Raw genomic sequence first — 17426 nt, 5'->3', positions numbered from 1 at the left:
AGCGCAGATCAGCGAATAATGCCGCGTGTTGAGCGGGCAAAGAAATCGCTGAAGGGTTTAGCTTTCGGGAATTCAGCCGCGATAGCAGCGATTTCCGGTTGTGCTTCTTCCAGCGTTTTACCACTGCGATACAGCAACTTATAAGCATTGCGGATAGCGTGCAGATCGGCTTTTTCGAAACCACGACGTTTAAGCCCTTCGATATTGATACCGAATGGTGTCGCGTGGTTACCCTGCGCAATGACAAACGGAGGAACGTCCTGAGCCACGCCAGAACACCCGCCAACCATCACATGCGCGCCGATAATGCAGAACTGATGCACTGCGGTCATACCGCCAATGATCGCGAAATCATCGACTTCAACGTGGCCACCAAGGGTCGCGTTATTCGCCAGAATACAGCGATTCCCAATGACACAATCATGAGCGATATGCGCGTTAACCATCAACAGGTTATCGCTGCCCACTTTTGTCAGACTACCGCCCTGAACGGTACCACGATGAATGGTGACGCTCTCACGAATATTGTTGCGATCGCCGACCTCAACGCGTGTTGGTTCACCGGCATATTTCAGATCCTGGTTAATTTCACCGATGGAAACGAACTGGAAAATGCGGTTATCGCGACCAATTTTGGTCACGCCATTAAGAACTACGTGTGATTTAAGCTCGGTACCTTCTCCGATTTCTACCTGGGAACCCACGTAGCAGAAAGGACCGATATGCACTCCGGCACCGATTACGGCACCGTCTTCAACAATAGCGCTTGGATGAATAAAGGCGGTTTTGTCTATCATGTATTAGGACTCCCGGCGACGGGCGCACATCATTGATGCCTCACAAGCGATCTCACCATCGACTTTAGCGACACCTTTAAAACGAGCAACGCCACGACGCTCTTTAATGAATTCAACTTCCAGAACCATCTGGTCACCCGGCAAGACCGGACGTTTAAAGCGTGCATCGTCAATTGCTGCAAAGTAATACAATTCACCTGGCTCCAGTTTTCCTACGCTTTTGAACGCCAGAATGCCGGTGGCCTGCGCCATCGCTTCCAGAATCAAAACACCTGGGAAAATCGGTTTGCCCGGGAAGTGGCCCTGGAAGAACGGTTCGTTAAAAGAAACGTTTTTCACAGCGCGCAAAAATTTCCCTTTCTCAAAATCCAGCACGCGGTCAACCAGTAAGAACGGGTAACGGTGTGGCAGTAAATCCAGTATCTCTTCAATACGCAGAGTATGAGTGTCAGTAGTCAAAATACTCTTCCTGTCTATAAAAAACTGATGGCATCAATAACACGGCCTGCCAGACCCCAAAAGAAGGTCATCAGGCAGGCCGCAAATAGGAACGTATGTCGCAGGTTCACTCAACGAAGGGAACACAAAGCAGCACCGTAGGTGGTAATTAGTCTTTTTCGATTTTACGCTCGACAGCTTTCAAGCGCTTATTCATCTCGTCAATATTCATTACCAATGCAGCCGTCTTACGCCAAACTTTATTCGGTTGTAACGGGATACCGGAGGAGTATACCCCAGGTTCAGTGATTGGTCTCATTACCATTCCCATTCCTGTCACAACGGCCTGGTCACAAATCTCCATGTGACCATTGATAACACTGGCTCCGCCAATCTGGCAGTAACGACCGATTTTCAGACTACCGGCCATGATAACACCGCCCGCAACCGCCGTATTGTCTCCAATCACGACGTTGTGTGCAATCTGGCATTGGTTATCAATGATGACACCGTTACTGATGATCGTATCATCAAGTGCACCACGGTCGATGGTGGTACAGGCTCCGATCTCAACACGATCACCGATAATCACGGTGCCCAGCTGAGGGATCTTGATCCAGTTACCCCGATCGTTGGCATAGCCAAAACCATCAGCGCCGATCACTGTGCCGGACTGAATCAGACACATCTCACCGATTTCAACACGATGATAAATTGAAACATTGGCCCACAGACGCGTACCTGCGCCAATTTTCGCTTCTTTACCGATAAAGCAGCCGGCACCGATGACCACATTGTCACCTAACACCACGCCGGATTCGATGACTGCATTTGCGCCAACCGAGACATTCTTACCTAAAGAAGCACTGTCAGAGATCACCGCACTCGCAGCAATATCCTGTGCAGGTGCTGGTGTCGTATCCAGCAATTGCGCCATACGCGCATAGGTCAGGTAAGGGTTTTTAACCACTAATGCCGCTGTAGGGCAAAATGGCAGATCCGCTTCCGTCAACACTACGGCACCTGCGGTACAGGAGGCCAACTGTTCACGGTAACGGCTGTTTGATAAAAACGTGATTTGCTCAGAGTGTGCGGAATGCATTGAAGCAACGCCGGTGATGGCAATTTCGCCATCACCGTGCAATTGTGCATCCAACTGCTGTGCGAGATCAGCCAGTCGAATTGAAGACATGTTTATTTAACCTGTTTCAGCACATCAGCAGTAATATCTTTGTCATTGTCAGCATACGCGATGGCGTTTGCATCGATAACAACATCATAACCTTCTTTGCTGGCTACAGATTTCACAGCATCCTGAATACGGCTCAGGATTTTGTTACGTTCTTCAGCCTGACGACGACGGTTATCTTGCTCGAATTGTTGCGCTTTAGCTGAGAACGCTTCGCGTTGAGCCATTACGTCTTTTTCGAGTTTAGAACGATCGCTGGCTTTCATGGTTGAGCCATCACGTTGCAGACGTTGCATTTTGGTTTGCAGATCACGTTCCTGAGATTGCAAATCTGTCGCGCGGCTTTTGAACTCGTTTTCCAGCTGTTTTGCTACAGCTTCACGTGCAGGCATTTGTTGGAAAATGCTTGCTACGTTAACGATAGCAATTTTATCAGCAGCCTGAACGCTGGCTGAAGAAGCCATAACTAAACCGAGGCCTGCGGCATATAACCACTTTTTCACTATAAACTCCTTCCATCACCCGTTGTGCCATCTGGCACAGTAAATTACACAAAACACCGGATGCTAAAACAATACACGGGCCGAAACCCGTGTATCACTTTCAGCATCAGGCCATTGCGATTCTGCTGAACAAACTCTGTTCAGGCAGGACGTTACCAGGTTTTACCAATGTTAAACTGGAACTGTTCTGCCTTGTCGCCTTCGTATTTCTTGATCGGTTGTGCGTAAGAGAAGACCAATGGCCCAAGTGGAGACATCCACTGCAACGCAAGACCTGAAGAAACACGAATGTTGCCTGGTTTACTGTAATCAGGAACGCCGGCCGCAATAGTTTGCGGGGTGTTTTCCCAACCGGTATCCCAGACGGTACCGCTGTCCACGAACAGGGAAGTACGCAAGGAGTTAGCGTATTTCTCGCTAACAAATGGAGTAGGAACGATCAGTTCCGCACTCAATACAGCCATTGCGTTACCACCGACTGCATCGTCCGAGTTATCAATCGGACAACCGCTGTACGAGGTATTAGCCGTAGTACATTTGTAATATGCCGCTTTTGGACCAATGGTGTTCGACTGGAAACCACGAACACTGCTTGAACCACCGGCATAGAAGTTATCGTAGAACGGCACTTCTTTGCCGCCGAGACCATCAGCGTAACCTGCACGCGCACGGCCCATCAGCACCCAATCACGATCCTGATTCAGTGGCAGATAACTGGTTGAATCAAAAGTGATTTTGTAATATTCGTTATCAGAGCCCGGAACAGTCACTTTACCGTTCAGGCTGGCTTTCGTCCCGGCTGTCGGGAAGTAGCCACGGTCGAGGTTGTTATAACCCCAGCCGATATTGGCGAAGAAGTCATTCGCACTGAAGTCAGCATCCGCGTTGTCACTGGTGGTCACCGCAGGTTTCAGGCCAACAGAGTTCAGATAACGGAACATGGCGATCTGAGGTTCCATATTGGACAGATCGTTATGTACGTAATCCAGACCCAGACGCAATGAGTTGTTCTCATTGATTGGGAAACCAAGGTTGCCGCCAATACCGTAACTTCTGTTGGTATAGTCAGACAGGTCCGCATCATCTGCTTTAAAGTCGTTATAGAAGATACGACCACCCAAACTTACGCCATCAACGGTGAAGTACGGGTCAGTGATAGTGAATTCGGCATACGTCTGGTAATCGTTCTTGGTACCGCTGATGCCGACGGAGTTACCCGTACCCAGCCAGTTGTCCTGCTGGACACCCACCTGGAAGCTGACACCACTTTCAGTACCGTAGCCCACACCAAAGTTGAAGCTACCGGTGTTACGTTCTTTCACTTTGTAGACAACATCAACCTGATCCGGTGAACCCGGAACGCGCTGCGTATCAACATCAACCGTTTCGAAGTAACCCAGACGGTTCAGACGTTCTTTACCTTTATCGACCAGATCGTTGCCTAACCAGGCACCTTCCATCTGACGCATTTCACGGCGCAGTACGCTGTCCTTACTGGTGTCATTCCCTTCAAAGCGGATATGACGCACGTAGAAACGGTTACCCGCATCCACGTTGATATGCAGTTTAACGGTTTTGTCTGCATCGTTAATTTCTGGCTGTGTCGTCACACGTGGATAGGCATAACCATAACGCCCCAACATCTGCTTGATGTCGTTTTCCATTTTGGTGACTTTGGCGCCGTTATACAGCTCGCCTTTATCAATTTTAGTCAGGCTTTGTACTTCTGCTGAGTGACCCGCCATGCTGCCGGTCACTTCAACGCCAGAAAGTTTGTATTGATCACCTTCTGTGATGTTCAGCGTGATGTAGATGCCTTTTTTGTCCGGCGTCAGGCTGACCTGCGTCGAATCAATATTGAAACGGGCATAACCGCGATCCAGATAGAAACTGCGCAGGGTTTCAAGGTCACCTGCCAGTTTTTGTTTCTGGTATTTACGGTCACCGACCACGTTCCACCATGGCACTTCATCACGCAGCTGGAAGCGTGAAATCAGGTCATCGGTCGTGAAGGCATGGTTACCAACAATGTTGATCTGCTGAATTTTTGCAGAAACACCCTCGGTGAAGACCAGCTTCAGGTCAACACGGTTACGTGGTAAAGGGGTCACAACCGCTTTTACCGACGCACTGTATTTACCGACGCTGTAGTAGAAGTCTTCAAGACCTTTTTCGATACTGCCGATGGTTGTACGGTCAAGGGCTTCGCCAACACGGACGCCAGAGGCTTCCAGGTTTTGTTTCAGCATGTCATCTTTCACCGATTTGTTACCGGAGAAAGTAATGCTGGCAATAGTTGGACGTTCTTTAACCTGAACAATCAGAGAATCACCATCACGCAGGACGCGAACGTCCTCAAAGTTGCCAGTGGCAAACAATGCACGAATGGTGTTACTGATATCATCTTCAGTAACCGTATCACCGACGCGAACCGGCATATTGAGTAACGCCGCACCGACGGCAACTCGCTGCAGGCCTTCGAAATGAATATCTCTCACTACGAAACCGTCTGCACCGTATACGGTGGCGCTGCCAAACAGCAGCGACGCTATGAGCAACTTTTTGATCGCCATCGTTGTTATGCGTTCTTCCTAACCTAATCTCCGGCCTTAAAGACGGGAGAAATCATTGAAAAGTGCAAGCCCCATCAACAACACCAGCAAAACTGAACCAATGCGGTAACTGAAGTCCTGAACTCGCTCGGAAACTGGCCCACCCTTGAGCTTTTCTATTAAGAGAAACAGCAGGTGTCCACCATCTAATACCGGTAACGGGAAGAGGTTGATGATCCCCAGATTGACACTAATGAGTGCCAGGAACGTGAGGTAAGACACCAAACCATACTCAGCTGACATTCCTGCGCCCTGTGCGATGGAAATTGGGCCACTCAGATTGTTCAGCTTTACATCCCCGGTAATTAACTTACCCAGCATGCTCACGGTGAGTTTCATCAGTTGCCAGGTTTTATCCCCGGCCTCATAAAACGCCACGAACGGACCATACTGACGGATTGTTTTATATTCATCAGGCAGCGGTATCACCTTCGGTACCACACCAGCAAAACCCTGTATCTTGCCTTTGCCTGCGGACTTCGTGTCCGGCGTCAGTGTTAACGGGACAGGATTTCCCGCCCGCTCAACTTCCAGTGCAATTGGTTTGCCCGGATTGTCACGTACCTGTATGACAAACGACTGCCAATTTTCCAGAATCTGACCATCGACTTTAACGATCCTGTCTCCGGCTTGCAAACCCGCCTTTTGCGCGGCGGAATCTGGCTGCACTTCCTGCAGAACAGATTCTATCTGCGGCCCTCGGGGAATCATACCCAGAGAGACCACCGGATCCTGCTTTTCAGGATCAAACTGCCATTGACGCAAATCGAGCGTTTTCTCAGTCACCTGAGTCGAGCCAAATTGCGCCACTCCCACGGTCGTTTGATCATCGCCAATTTCGCCAACTAACGCCATACGAACTGAATCCCAATCAGGCGTTTCGATACCAGCAACAGACTTTAGTTCCATTCCTGGTGAAATATTGGATTGAGCAGCGATTGAATTTTGAGTGATATTTGCGATAACAGGACGCACGCTTGGCACGCCGATCACGAAGACCAGCCAGTATGCAAAAACGGCAAAAATGAAATTGGCAATTGGCCCGGCGCTGATGATAGCAGCACGTTGCCAGATTTTTTTGTTATTGAAAGATTGGTGACGAAATTCAGGTGCTACGGCCTCGACACGTTCGTCGAGCATTTTCACGTAGCCCCCGAGAGGAATGATAGCCAGAACATATTCCGTCCCCTGCCGGTCCGTACGACGCCACAGCGCACGCCCGAAACCGACAGAAAAACGTTCAACACGCACACCACAGCGACGAGCAACCCAGAAATGGCCGAACTCGTGCACGGTGATAAGCACCCCCAATGCGACGATAAAGGCGGCCAGGCTCCAGAGTATGTTCATCATATGTCTAACTATTCCTTAGAAACTTCACCGTCTGCGACGGATTAATACACTAACAGCATCAGACAGGCGAATACAGGGACCGCAGCCGTCAGGCTGTCGATACGGTCCAGGATCCCACCGTGGCCAGGGATCATATGACCACTGTCTTTGATGCCTGCCTCGCGTTTGAACATACTTTCCGTCAGGTCACCCAGCACTGAAGCCAGCGCCGCGACAACGGAACAAATCAATAAGGTGGCGGGTTGCACACTCAGCGGTGCGTAACGGCCAAACAACCAGGCGATCAGCGCCGAGGTCAGAAGCCCCCCGATCAGACCTTCCCAGGTTTTCCCCGGAGACACTTTAGGTGCCAGTTTATGCTTGCCGAACAGTTTACCAAACAGGTAAGCGCCGGAATCCGCACCCCAGACCAGTAGCATCACATATAACAACCACCATGCGCCAGTATGATGATTTTCGGTATAACCGTATTGGCGTAATGCGAGCATGCCCCAGAAAAACGGCACAATCGTCAGCACACCGAACAAAACGCGCAATACGCGGGACTCACGCCAGAACGCGGCGGAAGCGGGATAACCCACGACCAGCACCAGCGCCACGCACCACCAGGCAAGTGCCGCCCATAACGAGCCACCGACTTGCAACAAATGTACACTTTGCTGATAAGCGGGAATGCTCAGCATCATTGCCGCCAGCAGAAAACCACATAAAATCGCCAGCCAGATACGCTGATTACGTGTGGCGAGTCCGGCAAGTTGTCCCCACTCCCATGCCGCCAACATGCACACAACCAGTGTCACGATGGCAAAGCCGACCGGCGGCAGTAAAAAGAGTGCAGCAATAACAATCGGTATTAAAATCAGAGCTGTGATAATGCGATACTTCAGCAAATGTTCTCCCTAGGACGCATCAGCGCCGATAGGTGTAGTCCCCCCGAAGCGGCGCTCACGTTGTGCAAAAGCAGTCAGCGCACCTTCAAAGGTATTTTCATCAAAATCAGGCCAGAGGACATCGGTAAAATACAGTTCTGCATAGGCAATTTGCCATAACAGGAAGTTACTGATCCTATGTTCCCCACCGGTTCTGATCACCAAATCGACGGGTGCCAGTTCGCTCATACAGACCGCTGAATTCAGCAATTCTTCTGTAATTTGCTCTGCCCGCAGAGTACCGGCTTCGACCTGACCCGCCAGCGTCTTAACGCCTTGAATAATATCCCACCGGCCACCGTAATTTGCAGCGATGTTGAGCGTAAGACCGTCGTTATTTTGAGTAAGTGTTTCTGAACGACGAATGCGTTCCTGCAGACGAGCACTAAAACGGCTGACATCGCCAATGATCCGCAGCCTGACATTATGTTTGTGCAAGCTTTTGACTTCACTGTCCAGTGCACGGACGAACAGCTCCATCAATGCAGAGACTTCCTGAGCCGGACGATTCCAGTTTTCACTGCTAAAGGCATAAAGCGTGAGAGCATCTAAATGATGACTGGCAGCAAAACTGACCGCTTTGCGCACTGATTTCACTCCCGCTTTATGACCGAATACCCTCATTTTACCCTGACGTTTTGCCCAGCGTCCGTTACCGTCCATGATAATGGCAACATGGCGAGGTTGAGAGCAACACATATCAGACATCTGTTGATTTTCGAGGGACATAACGCGTACTCATTTCCTTTTATCAGAACACAACGGCTTTCCAGCGTGCCTAACTCTTTCTGGCTTACGCCGTGACGGTTAGCTTGCGCTGCGCCTGTTTATCATGATGCGACTACACGCGCAAAAAAGCCGTGTCTCCCTTGCAGGCACGGCTTGCGCTGACAGCTCACCGATTCCACCTGTACTGTTCAGGCTGTGAAAAGCCGAATCTACTGTCAGTGTGGCGCAGACTATACCATTTCAATGTGATGCTAACAAACTGCTGCATAAGTACTAAAACAGCGTTATCACGCAAATGTACGAAGTTTTTCTCTTGCACTGGCACGCGCCTGTGTGTCGATCTCCAGCACTTCCTCAACGGAAGTGGGTTCGGCGCTGACTAACTCTTCCATCACCTGGCGGTTAACCGACGCGATATGCGTAAAGCGGATCTCGCCATTGAGGAAAGCCGCGACTGAAATTTCGTTAGCCGCATTGAGCGCCGTCGTGGCTGCCTGCCCGGTATTGCTGGCTTCAATGGCCAGTTGCAGGCACGGATAGCGGGCATAATCTGGCGCACTGAAGGTCATTGCGCCCATGTTACAAAAGTCCAGCGCGTCGACGTCGGTTTTCACTCTTTGCGGGTAAGCCATTGCATGCGCAATCGGCGTGCGCATATCTGGGGAACCCAGCTGAGCAAGCACACTTCCGTCGCAATATCGCACCATAGAATGGATCACCGACTGAGGATGGATAATGACTTCCATTTCCGCTGCCGATGCGTTGAACAACCAGCGCGCTTCAATGTACTCCAGCCCTTTATTCATCATGGTCGCCGAATCGACGGAGATTTTCCGTCCCATCGACCAGTTCGGATGTGCACAGGCCTGATCAGGCGTGACGTCGCTGAACCTGTCGAGCGGTAATTCACGGAAAGGCCCGCCGGAGCCGGTTAACACGATACGGGAAATCCCATGCTCTTTGAGTGAAGCATATCCCAGCTGTTTCTGAACGGATTCAGGCAAACTCTGGAAAATCGCATTATGTTCGCTGTCGATAGGCAGAAGCTGAGACTGGCTTTGACGAACGGCATCCATAAAGATACGGCCGCAGGTCACCAGCGATTCTTTGTTCGCCAGCAGTACCTGTTTGCCTGCACGAACCGCAGCCAGCGTCGGTAACAATCCCGCAGCGCCAACAATGGCTGACATCACCTGATCCACATCATCAAGGGCAGACAGTTCCATCGCCGCGTCGGGCCCGGACAGAACTTCAGTGCGGCTTCCCTGTTCGGTCAGGATTGCCCGCAACAGGCGGGCGGAGGATTCATCTGCCATGCAGGCATACGCAGGGCGGAACTCAAGACACTGTTGCGCCATAACGTCAACATTGCATCCTGCAACCAGTGCTTTAACAGAGAAATCGTCAGGATTAGACCGGACAACGGAAAGCGTGCTGGTGCCGACAGACCCTGTCGAACCAAGAATAGTCATTTGTTTCATGAAAATGCCCGGGATAGCGCTCGTAAATTCGGAAAGTGCACAGTCTGAAACCTCTTATCTGGCTTGTCTATGAGATTGTGCGAACCGGTAAAAAATTAAATCTCCTTAAAAACAAAGCGCCGCAATTGCGGCGCTTTGGCAGAGATTCAGGCCGGATTAAAACTCCATTAACTCGGCTTCTTTCTCACTCAGAGCAACGTCGATTTTCTTGATGAAGATGTCAGTCAGCTTCTGGATGTCGTCCTGAGAACGACGATCTTCGTCTTCGCTGATTTCTTTATCTTTCAACAGTGCTTTGGTTTTGTCGTTCGCATCGCGGCGGACGTTACGCACAGAGACACGACCCTGCTCTGCTTCGCCACGAACGACTTTGATCAGGTCTTTACGACGTTCTTCGGTCAGTGCTGGCAATGGAACACGGATCGTTGCGCCGGCTGAAGAGGGGTTCAGACCCAAATCAGAAGTCATGATCGCTTTTTCAACGGCTGCGCTGATAGAACGGTCGAATACGGAGATGGCCAGAGTACGGGAATCTTCTACCGTGACCTGCGCCAGCTGACGCAAAGGCGTGGCTGAACCGTAGTATTCCACCATGATGCCATCCAGAATGCCTGGTGAAGCACGGCCGGTGCGGATTTTGCTGATATGCGTTTTGAATGATTCGACGCATTTTTCCATACGAATTTCAGCGTCTTTTTTGATTTCGTTAATCACGTTGTTAACCTTTGAAAGCGGGTTACCTGGCAGACCATAACATCAGTATAGTCCGTGAATACTCGTGCCAGCAGAGGCTGGCTGAACGCAATGTTCAATTGTGAAGGATCACTCCGCTTTAGAAATCAGCGTCCCTTCATTTTCACCCATCACCACGCGACGCAGTGCGCCAGGCTTATTCATGTTGAAAACACGAATTGGCAGATTGTGATCGCGGGCCAAGGTAAAGGCCGCCAGATCCATCACTTTCAATTCCTGTTCCAGCACTTCCTGATAGGTCAGTCTTTCATACAGCGTCGCTTCCGGATTTTTCACCGGATCAGCAGAATAAACGCCGTCAACTTTGGTGGCTTTTAATACCACATCAGCTTCGATTTCGATACCACGCAGGCACGCTGCAGAGTCAGTGGTAAAGAAAGGATTGCCGGTACCGGCGGAGAAAATCACCACACGGTTATGACGCAGCAAGCTGATGGCTTCCGCCCAGCTGTAATTATCACAAACACCGTTCAGAGGAATTGCAGACATCAGGCGTGCGTTAACATACGCACGGTGTAATGCATCGCGCATTGCCAGGCCGTTCATGACAGTCGCCAGCATACCCATATGGTCGCCTACAACACGATTCATGCCCGCCTGTGCGAGGCCAGCGCCACGGAACAGGTTACCGCCGCCGATCACAACGCCTACCTGAATGCCGAGTTCGACCAGCTCTTTCACTTCCTGAGCCATACGATCTAATACACTCGCGTCGATACCAAAACCTTCACTACCCTGCAGGGCTTCGCCACTGAGTTTGAGCAGGATACGTTGATAAACGGGTTTCGCATTGGTAGCCATGGTGTCTGTCCTAGAAGCAATGTGTCTTAATGGATAGTCGGTCTTTACATCATAGCGCGGTCTGAATGACGATACGTACAATGTAATAGGAATATGGGGCTGGATAAAACGGAACCGCCCTTTCGCAGCGGTTCCATTTTGGGTGTATCAGGTACTGATTAAGACTTGTTGGTCATTGCTGCAACTTCAGCAGCAAAGTCAGTCTCAACTTTCTCGATACCTTCGCCCACTTCAAAGCGGATGAAGTTAGTCACGTCAGCGTTGTGCTCTTTCAGAACCTGGCCCACAGATTTGCTTGGGTCGATAACGAAAGGCTGACCAGTCAGAGAAACTTCGCCGGTGAATTTCTTCATGCGGCCTTCAACCATTTTCTCTGCGATTTCTTTTGGCTTGCCAGATTGCATCGCGATGTCCAGCTGAACCTGGTACTCTTTTTCGACTACGTCAGCAGACACATCTTCAGGCTTAACGAATTCTGGTTTGCTTGCTGCAACGTGCATCGCAACTTGTTTAACCAGTTCTTCATCAGCGCCGGTAGCAGCAATCAGAACACCGATACGTGCGCCGTGCAGGTAGCTACCCAGTACATCGCCTTCCAGGATCGCAACGCGACGGATGTTGATGTTCTCACCGATTTTAGCAACCAGCTGAATACGCTCTTCTTCGAACTGAGCTTTCAGGACTTCAACATCAGTCACTTTGCCTGCAACAGCAGCGTCCAGCACTTTGTCAGCGAATGCCTGGAAACCACCATCTTTAGCCACGAAGTCAGTCTGGCAGTTAACTTCCAGAATCACGCCGAAGTTGCCTTCGATTTTGGTTTTGATCACGCCGTCAGCAGCAACGTTGCCTGCTTTTTTCGCAGCTTTGATCGCGCCAGATTTACGCATGTTTTCGATTGCCAGCTCGATGTCGCCATTTGCTTCAACCAGAGCTTTCTTACAATCCATCATGCCCGCGCCAGTACGTTCGCGCAGTTCTTTTACCAGGGCAGCGGTAATATCAGCCATTGTATTTTCCTCGATTATCTCAGGGCAAAAAAGTATTTTGCGGTGAGATATTTCTCGCATTTAAGATAAGCAAAGGGGGCCAATAAAGGCCCCCTAACCAACATATTTCAATACCTGGTTAATAAGGGCTCTGCTGAGCTTGCCTTATTATTCAGCTTCTACGAAGCTTTCTTCTGCCTGAACAGCCAGATCTTGCGAACGGCCTTCACGGACAGTGGCAGCAACAGCGCTCAGGTACAGATTTACTGCACGGATTGCGTCATCGTTACCAGGGATAACAAAGTCAACGCCATCCGGATCGGAGTTGGTATCAACAATGGAGAATACCGGGATACCCAGGTTGTTAGCTTCTTTGATTGCGATGTGTTCGTGATCAGCGTCGATAACGAACAGAGCATCAGGAAGACCACCCATATCCTTGATACCACCCAGGCTGTTTTCCAGCTTAGCCAGTTCGCGAGTACGCATCAGCGCCTCTTTCTTGGTCAGCTTCTCGAAAGTGCCGTCCTGAGACTGAACTTCCAGATCTTTCAAACGTTTGATGGACTGACGAACGGTTTTCCAGTTAGTCAGCATGCCGCCCAACCAGCGATGGTTCACGAAGAACTGGTCGCAGTTGTGTGCAGCTTCTTTTACCGCTTCGCTTGCTGCGCGTTTAGTACCAACGAACAGGATCTTACCTTTACGGGAGGAGATCTTCTGCAACTCAGCCAGAGCTTCGTTGAACATTGGAACAGTTTTCTCAAGGTTGATGATGTGAACCTTGTTACGAGCGCCGAAGATGAATGGCTTCATTTTCGGGTTCCAGTAACGGGTTTGGTGACCGAAGTGAACACCGGCCTTGAGCATGTCGCGCATGGAAACAGTTGCCATGATAAAACCTCTATTAAGTAGTTGGGGTTATGCCTCCACGTATCCCATACAACCGACCCTGTAGAACGAATTCCCAGGGCACCCCGGCGTATGTGTCGATACGTGTGTGTTATTACTTACGTTAATAAGTACACAATGAGTGATTTTGGCTTTAATCCCTCAGCGTCGTAAGACTCAGAGCGGATTGCCGGCGCGCTTTATACCATAAATAACGGCCCGGCAGCAACTTTTGTTCACCGGATTGCTCTCCGGGAAATGATAGTTTGGCAGCAAATATCAGGGCTGATACCATAAGCCACAGCTAATTATTGACGACATCGGTGTAGAAATAAAGCACACCTGATGCACAGAACCTGCAGGACAACACATGGCTATTTCAATCAAAACCCCTGAAGATATCGAAAAAATGCGCGTGGCGGGCCGTCTGGCCGCGGAAGTGCTGGAAATTATTGAGCCTTTCGTCAAGCCGGGCGTAAGCACCGGCGAGCTGGATCGCATTTGTGCCGATCATATCGTGAACAAACAACAGGCGGTTTCTGCCTGTCTGGATTACCACGGTTTCCCGAAATCCGTGTGTATCTCCGTTAACGAAGTGGTGTGCCACGGCATTCCGAGCGAAGATAAAATCCTTAAAGATGGCGATATCGTCAACATTGACGTGACCGTCATTAAAGACGGTTTCCACGGTGACACTTCAAAAATGTTCATCGCGGGTAAACCCACAATCCTTGGCGAACGCCTGTGCCGCATCACCCAGGAAAGCCTGTATATCGCGCTGCGCATGATCAAGCCGGGTATCCGCCTGCGCACGCTGGGTAAAGAGATCCAGAAGTTCGTGGAAGCCGAGAAATTCTCGGTGGTACGCGAATATTGCGGTCATGGCATCGGTGAAGGTTTCCACGAAGAACCTCAGGTTCTGCATTACGATGCGGATGACGGCGGCGTGGTGTTGCAGGCGGGGATGGCGTTCACGGTTGAACCTATGGTCAACGCGGGCGATTACCGTATCCGCACCATGAAAGACGGCTGGACAGTAAAAACTAAAGATCGCAGCTTGTCGGCTCAGTACGAGCATACTATTGTGGTGACAGATAACGGTTGTGAAATTATGACGCTGCGTAAGGATGACACCATCCCGGCTATTCTGACGCACGACTAACAGTCACCCGCTCTGCGGAGAGGGTATAAATCTGTGAATCAAACCGGCGAAAGCCGGTTTTTTTATCTTTCACGTTTATTGGTCTCTCACGTGTAGGGCTGCGCACCCATGATTGAAAACTTCTCTGCTGAAAAGAACCTGCAACTGCAAACCCCGCAGGATCTCACCCGCACTTTTCCGCCACAGCCCGCGTCCCCTTCTGTTTATCCGGATGACGATTTAAACCGTCAGAGCCTGAAACAGCACATGGAACAGTTTCAGGCGTGGCTGGCGGATGCCTTCAATGCGGGGCAACGGGCGGAAGAGCTGGTGGATGCCCGGACGCATTACATCGATCAGCTGTTGCAACGTCTGTGGACGTTCTACGGCTTCGACAATATTCCTGAAACCGCGATGGTTGCCGTGGGCGGTTACGGACGTGGTGAGCTGCATCCTTTATCTGATATCGACGTGCTGGTGCTCAGTCAGAAACGCCTTAACGATGAACAGGCATTGCGGATTGGCGAACTGATTACCTTGCTGTGGGACCTCAAGCTGGAAGTCGGTCACAGCGTGCGTACGCTGGAAGAGTGTCTGCTGGAAGGGCTGGCCGATTTAACGGTAGCCACCAACCTGATCGAATCCCGTCTGATTTGCGGCGATGTCGCGCTGTTTCTCAGCATGCAGAAGCACATTTTCAGCGACGGATTCTGGCCTTCGCCAAACTTTTTCCGCGCCAAAATTGATGAACAGAATGAACGTCATCAGCGTTATCACGGCACCAGTTATAACCTTGAGCCGGACATCAAAAGCAGCCCCGGCGGCCTGCGCGACATTCACACGATTCTGTGGGTCGCCCGCCGTCATTTTGGCGCGACATCGCTCGATGAAATGGTAGCGTTTGGTTTTCTGACCAAAGCCGAGCGCAACGAACTGCTCGAATGCCAGAGTTTCCTGTGGCGCATCCGTTTTGCGCTGCATTTGCTGCTGCCCCGCTACGACAACCGTCTGCTGTTTGACCGTCAGCAAAGCGTGGCGCAACTGCTGCAATATCAGGGCGAAGGCAACCAGCCTGTCGAACGCATGATGAAGGATTTCTACCGCATGACCCGCCGGGTCGGCGAGCTGAATCAGATGTTATTGCAGTTGTTCGATGAGGCGATTCTGGCCATAGGCCCGAATGAGAAACCGCGCCCGCTGGATGACGATTTCCAGTTGCGTGGTGATCTGATTGATCTGCGCGACAGCACGCTCTTTGAGCGCCGTCCGGAAACCATTATCAGCATGTTCCATCTGATGGTGCGCCACCGTGAAATCAAAGGTATCTATTCCACCACCGTGCGCCTGCTGCGCCATGCACGCCGCCATCTCAAAGAGCCGCTGTGCATGATCCCGCAGGCGCGCGAGCTGTTTATGGGTATCCTGCGCCATCCCGGTGCAGTCTCGCGTGCGCTTGTGCCGATGCATCGCCACAGCGTGTTGTGGGCGTATATGCCGCAATGGGGACAAATCGTCGGGCAGATGCAGTTTGATTTGTTCCACGCCTACACCGTGGATGAACACACGATCCGCGTGCTGCAAAAACTGGAAAGTTTTGCCCATGAAGAGACGCGGCCAAAGCATCCTTTGTGCGTGGAATTGTACCCGCGCCTGCCGCAGCCTGAATTGTTGTTAATGGCGGCGTTGTTCCACGATATCGCCAAAGGCCGTGGCGGCGATCACTCCATTCTCGGCGCGCAGGATGTGCTGGAATTTGCTGAGCTGCACGGGCTGAACTCCCGCGAAACCCAGCTGGTGTCGTGGCTGGTTCGCTGTCATTTGCTGATGTCGGTCACGGCACAGCGGCGCGATATTCAGGATCCTAACGAAATTCAGCAGTTCGCTGCCGAAATGCAAAGCGAAGTGCGTCTGCGTTATCTGGTCAGTCTGACCGTGGCGGATATCTGCGCCACCAACGAAACCTTATGGAACAGCTGGAAACAGAGCCTGATACGCGAACTGTATTTTGCCACTGAAAAACAGCTGCGCCGCGGTATGCAAAACACGCCGGATCTGCGCGAACGTGTGCGCCATCACCGTCTGCAGGCACTGGCATTGCTGCGCATGGATAACATTGATGAAGAAGCGCTGCACCGGATCTGGAGCCGTTGCCGGGCGGATTATTTCCTGCGTCACTCGCCGAATCAGCTGGCGTGGCATGCAAGACATCTGCTGGAGCATGACTCCACCAAACCGCTGGTGCTGGTCAGCCGTCAGGCAACACGCGGAGGGACGGAGATCTTTATCTGGAGTCCCGACCGCCCGTATCTGTTTGCCACCGTTGCCGGTGAGCTGGACAGGCGCAATCTGAGCATTCATGACGCGCAAATTTTCACCAACCGCGACGGCATGGCGATGGACACCTTTATCGTGCTCGAGCCGGACGGCAGCCCGCTGGCACAGGATCGCCATGAAGCGATACGTTACGCGCTGGAACAGTCCATGACACAAGCGTATCAGCCGCCACGGGCACGACGTCCTTCGCCAAAACTGCGGCATTTCAGCGTACAGACGGAAGTGAGTTTCCTGCCAACGCATACGGATCGCCGGACGTATATGGAACTGGTGGCGCTCGATCAGCCCGGCCTGCTGGCCCGCGTCGGGGAAGTGTTCTCTGATCTCGGGCTTTCGCTGCACGGTGCGCGAATCTCCACCATCGGCGAACGCGTAGAGGACTTATTTATTCTGGCAAATGGCGAGCGTCGCGCGCTGGATAAGCAAACCCGCCAGGAAATCACACGCCGATTAACTGAGGCACTCAACCCTGGCGATAAAATGTGA

Annotated in this window: 15 protein-coding genes; 2 read left to right on the top strand and 13 right to left on the bottom strand. The window is 51.2% G+C overall.

Annotation, left to right across the window (positions count from 1 at the left end; translation table 11 throughout):
• Positions 1 to 8 precede the first annotated feature (8 nt).
• The 13 genes from lpxA to rpsB all read right to left on the bottom strand — a co-directional run bounded on the left by lpxA (position 9) and on the right by rpsB (position 13468).
• A complete protein-coding gene (gene lpxA / locus EDF78_RS18060; protein ID WP_095923206.1) occupies positions 9 to 797 on the bottom strand; it encodes an acyl-ACP--UDP-N-acetylglucosamine O-acyltransferase in 789 nt (262 codons plus the stop codon).
• A gap of 3 nt (positions 798 to 800) precedes the next feature.
• Entirely contained in the window at positions 801 to 1256 is a 456-nt protein-coding gene (gene fabZ, locus EDF78_RS18055; RefSeq protein WP_095923207.1) for a 3-hydroxyacyl-ACP dehydratase FabZ, read from the bottom strand.
• Between the two features lie 148 nt (positions 1257 to 1404).
• Positions 1405 to 2427: a UDP-3-O-(3-hydroxymyristoyl)glucosamine N-acyltransferase gene (gene lpxD / locus EDF78_RS18050; protein ID WP_095923208.1), complete on the bottom strand. Its 1023-nt coding sequence runs from the start codon at positions 2425 to 2427 to the stop codon at positions 1405 to 1407.
• A gap of 2 nt (positions 2428 to 2429) precedes the next feature.
• The gene (skp, locus tag EDF78_RS18045; RefSeq protein WP_095923209.1) at positions 2430 to 2927 is read right to left on the bottom strand and encodes a molecular chaperone Skp; all 498 of its coding nucleotides are present in this window, start codon (positions 2925 to 2927) and stop codon (positions 2430 to 2432) included.
• Positions 2928 to 3079: 152 nt separating this feature from the next.
• Positions 3080 to 5500, bottom strand: a complete 2421-nt coding sequence (gene bamA / locus EDF78_RS18040; RefSeq protein WP_095923210.1) for an outer membrane protein assembly factor BamA — start codon at positions 5498 to 5500, stop codon at positions 3080 to 3082.
• A 36-nt stretch (positions 5501 to 5536) separates the two neighbouring features.
• Entirely contained in the window at positions 5537 to 6892 is a 1356-nt protein-coding gene (gene rseP / locus EDF78_RS18035) for a sigma E protease regulator RseP (RefSeq protein ID WP_133823605.1), read from the bottom strand.
• A 41-nt stretch (positions 6893 to 6933) separates the two neighbouring features.
• A complete protein-coding gene (gene cdsA, locus EDF78_RS18030) occupies positions 6934 to 7782 on the bottom strand; it encodes a phosphatidate cytidylyltransferase (protein ID WP_095923212.1) in 849 nt (282 codons plus the stop codon).
• Between the two features lie 9 nt (positions 7783 to 7791).
• Positions 7792 to 8550, bottom strand: coding sequence for a (2E,6E)-farnesyl-diphosphate-specific ditrans,polycis-undecaprenyl-diphosphate synthase (ispU, locus tag EDF78_RS18025; protein WP_095923213.1), 759 nt, complete (start codon positions 8548 to 8550; stop codon positions 7792 to 7794).
• Positions 8551 to 8837: 287 nt separating this feature from the next.
• Positions 8838 to 10031, bottom strand: coding sequence for a 1-deoxy-D-xylulose-5-phosphate reductoisomerase (ispC, locus tag EDF78_RS18020; RefSeq protein WP_119822820.1), 1194 nt, complete (start codon positions 10029 to 10031; stop codon positions 8838 to 8840).
• A 156-nt stretch (positions 10032 to 10187) separates the two neighbouring features.
• Complete coding sequence (gene frr, locus EDF78_RS18015; protein WP_013574196.1) at positions 10188 to 10745, bottom strand: ribosome recycling factor; 558 nt, start codon at positions 10743 to 10745, stop codon at positions 10188 to 10190.
• Positions 10746 to 10853: 108 nt separating this feature from the next.
• Positions 10854 to 11585 (bottom strand): UMP kinase, encoded by a 732-nt coding sequence (gene pyrH / locus EDF78_RS18010; RefSeq protein ID WP_095923215.1) that lies wholly within the window; start codon positions 11583 to 11585, stop codon positions 10854 to 10856.
• A 158-nt stretch (positions 11586 to 11743) separates the two neighbouring features.
• Entirely contained in the window at positions 11744 to 12595 is an 852-nt protein-coding gene (gene tsf, locus EDF78_RS18005) for a translation elongation factor Ts (RefSeq protein WP_095923216.1), read from the bottom strand.
• Positions 12596 to 12742: 147 nt separating this feature from the next.
• Positions 12743 to 13468 carry a 30S ribosomal protein S2 gene (gene rpsB / locus EDF78_RS18000; protein ID WP_095923217.1) on the bottom strand — a complete coding sequence of 242 codons (726 nt, stop codon included), beginning with the start codon at positions 13466 to 13468 and terminating at the stop codon, positions 12743 to 12745.
• A 367-nt stretch (positions 13469 to 13835) separates the two neighbouring features.
• Here rpsB and map point away from each other — a divergent pair, with 367 nt between their 5' ends.
• Positions 13836 to 14627 carry a type I methionyl aminopeptidase gene (gene map / locus EDF78_RS17995; RefSeq protein ID WP_015696090.1) on the top strand — a complete coding sequence of 264 codons (792 nt, stop codon included), beginning with the start codon at positions 13836 to 13838 and terminating at the stop codon, positions 14625 to 14627.
• Between the two features lie 108 nt (positions 14628 to 14735).
• On the top strand, positions 14736 to 17426 hold the full coding sequence (gene glnD, locus EDF78_RS17990) for a bifunctional uridylyltransferase/uridylyl-removing protein GlnD (protein WP_119822823.1): 2691 nt from the start codon (positions 14736 to 14738) through the stop codon (positions 17424 to 17426).

Origin of the sequence: Rahnella sp. BIGb0236 (genome assembly GCF_004364755.1) — a bacterium.
Lineage (GTDB): Bacteria > Pseudomonadota > Gammaproteobacteria > Enterobacterales > Enterobacteriaceae > Rahnella > Rahnella victoriana.
This window is presented reverse-complemented; position numbering and strand designations above follow the sequence as displayed.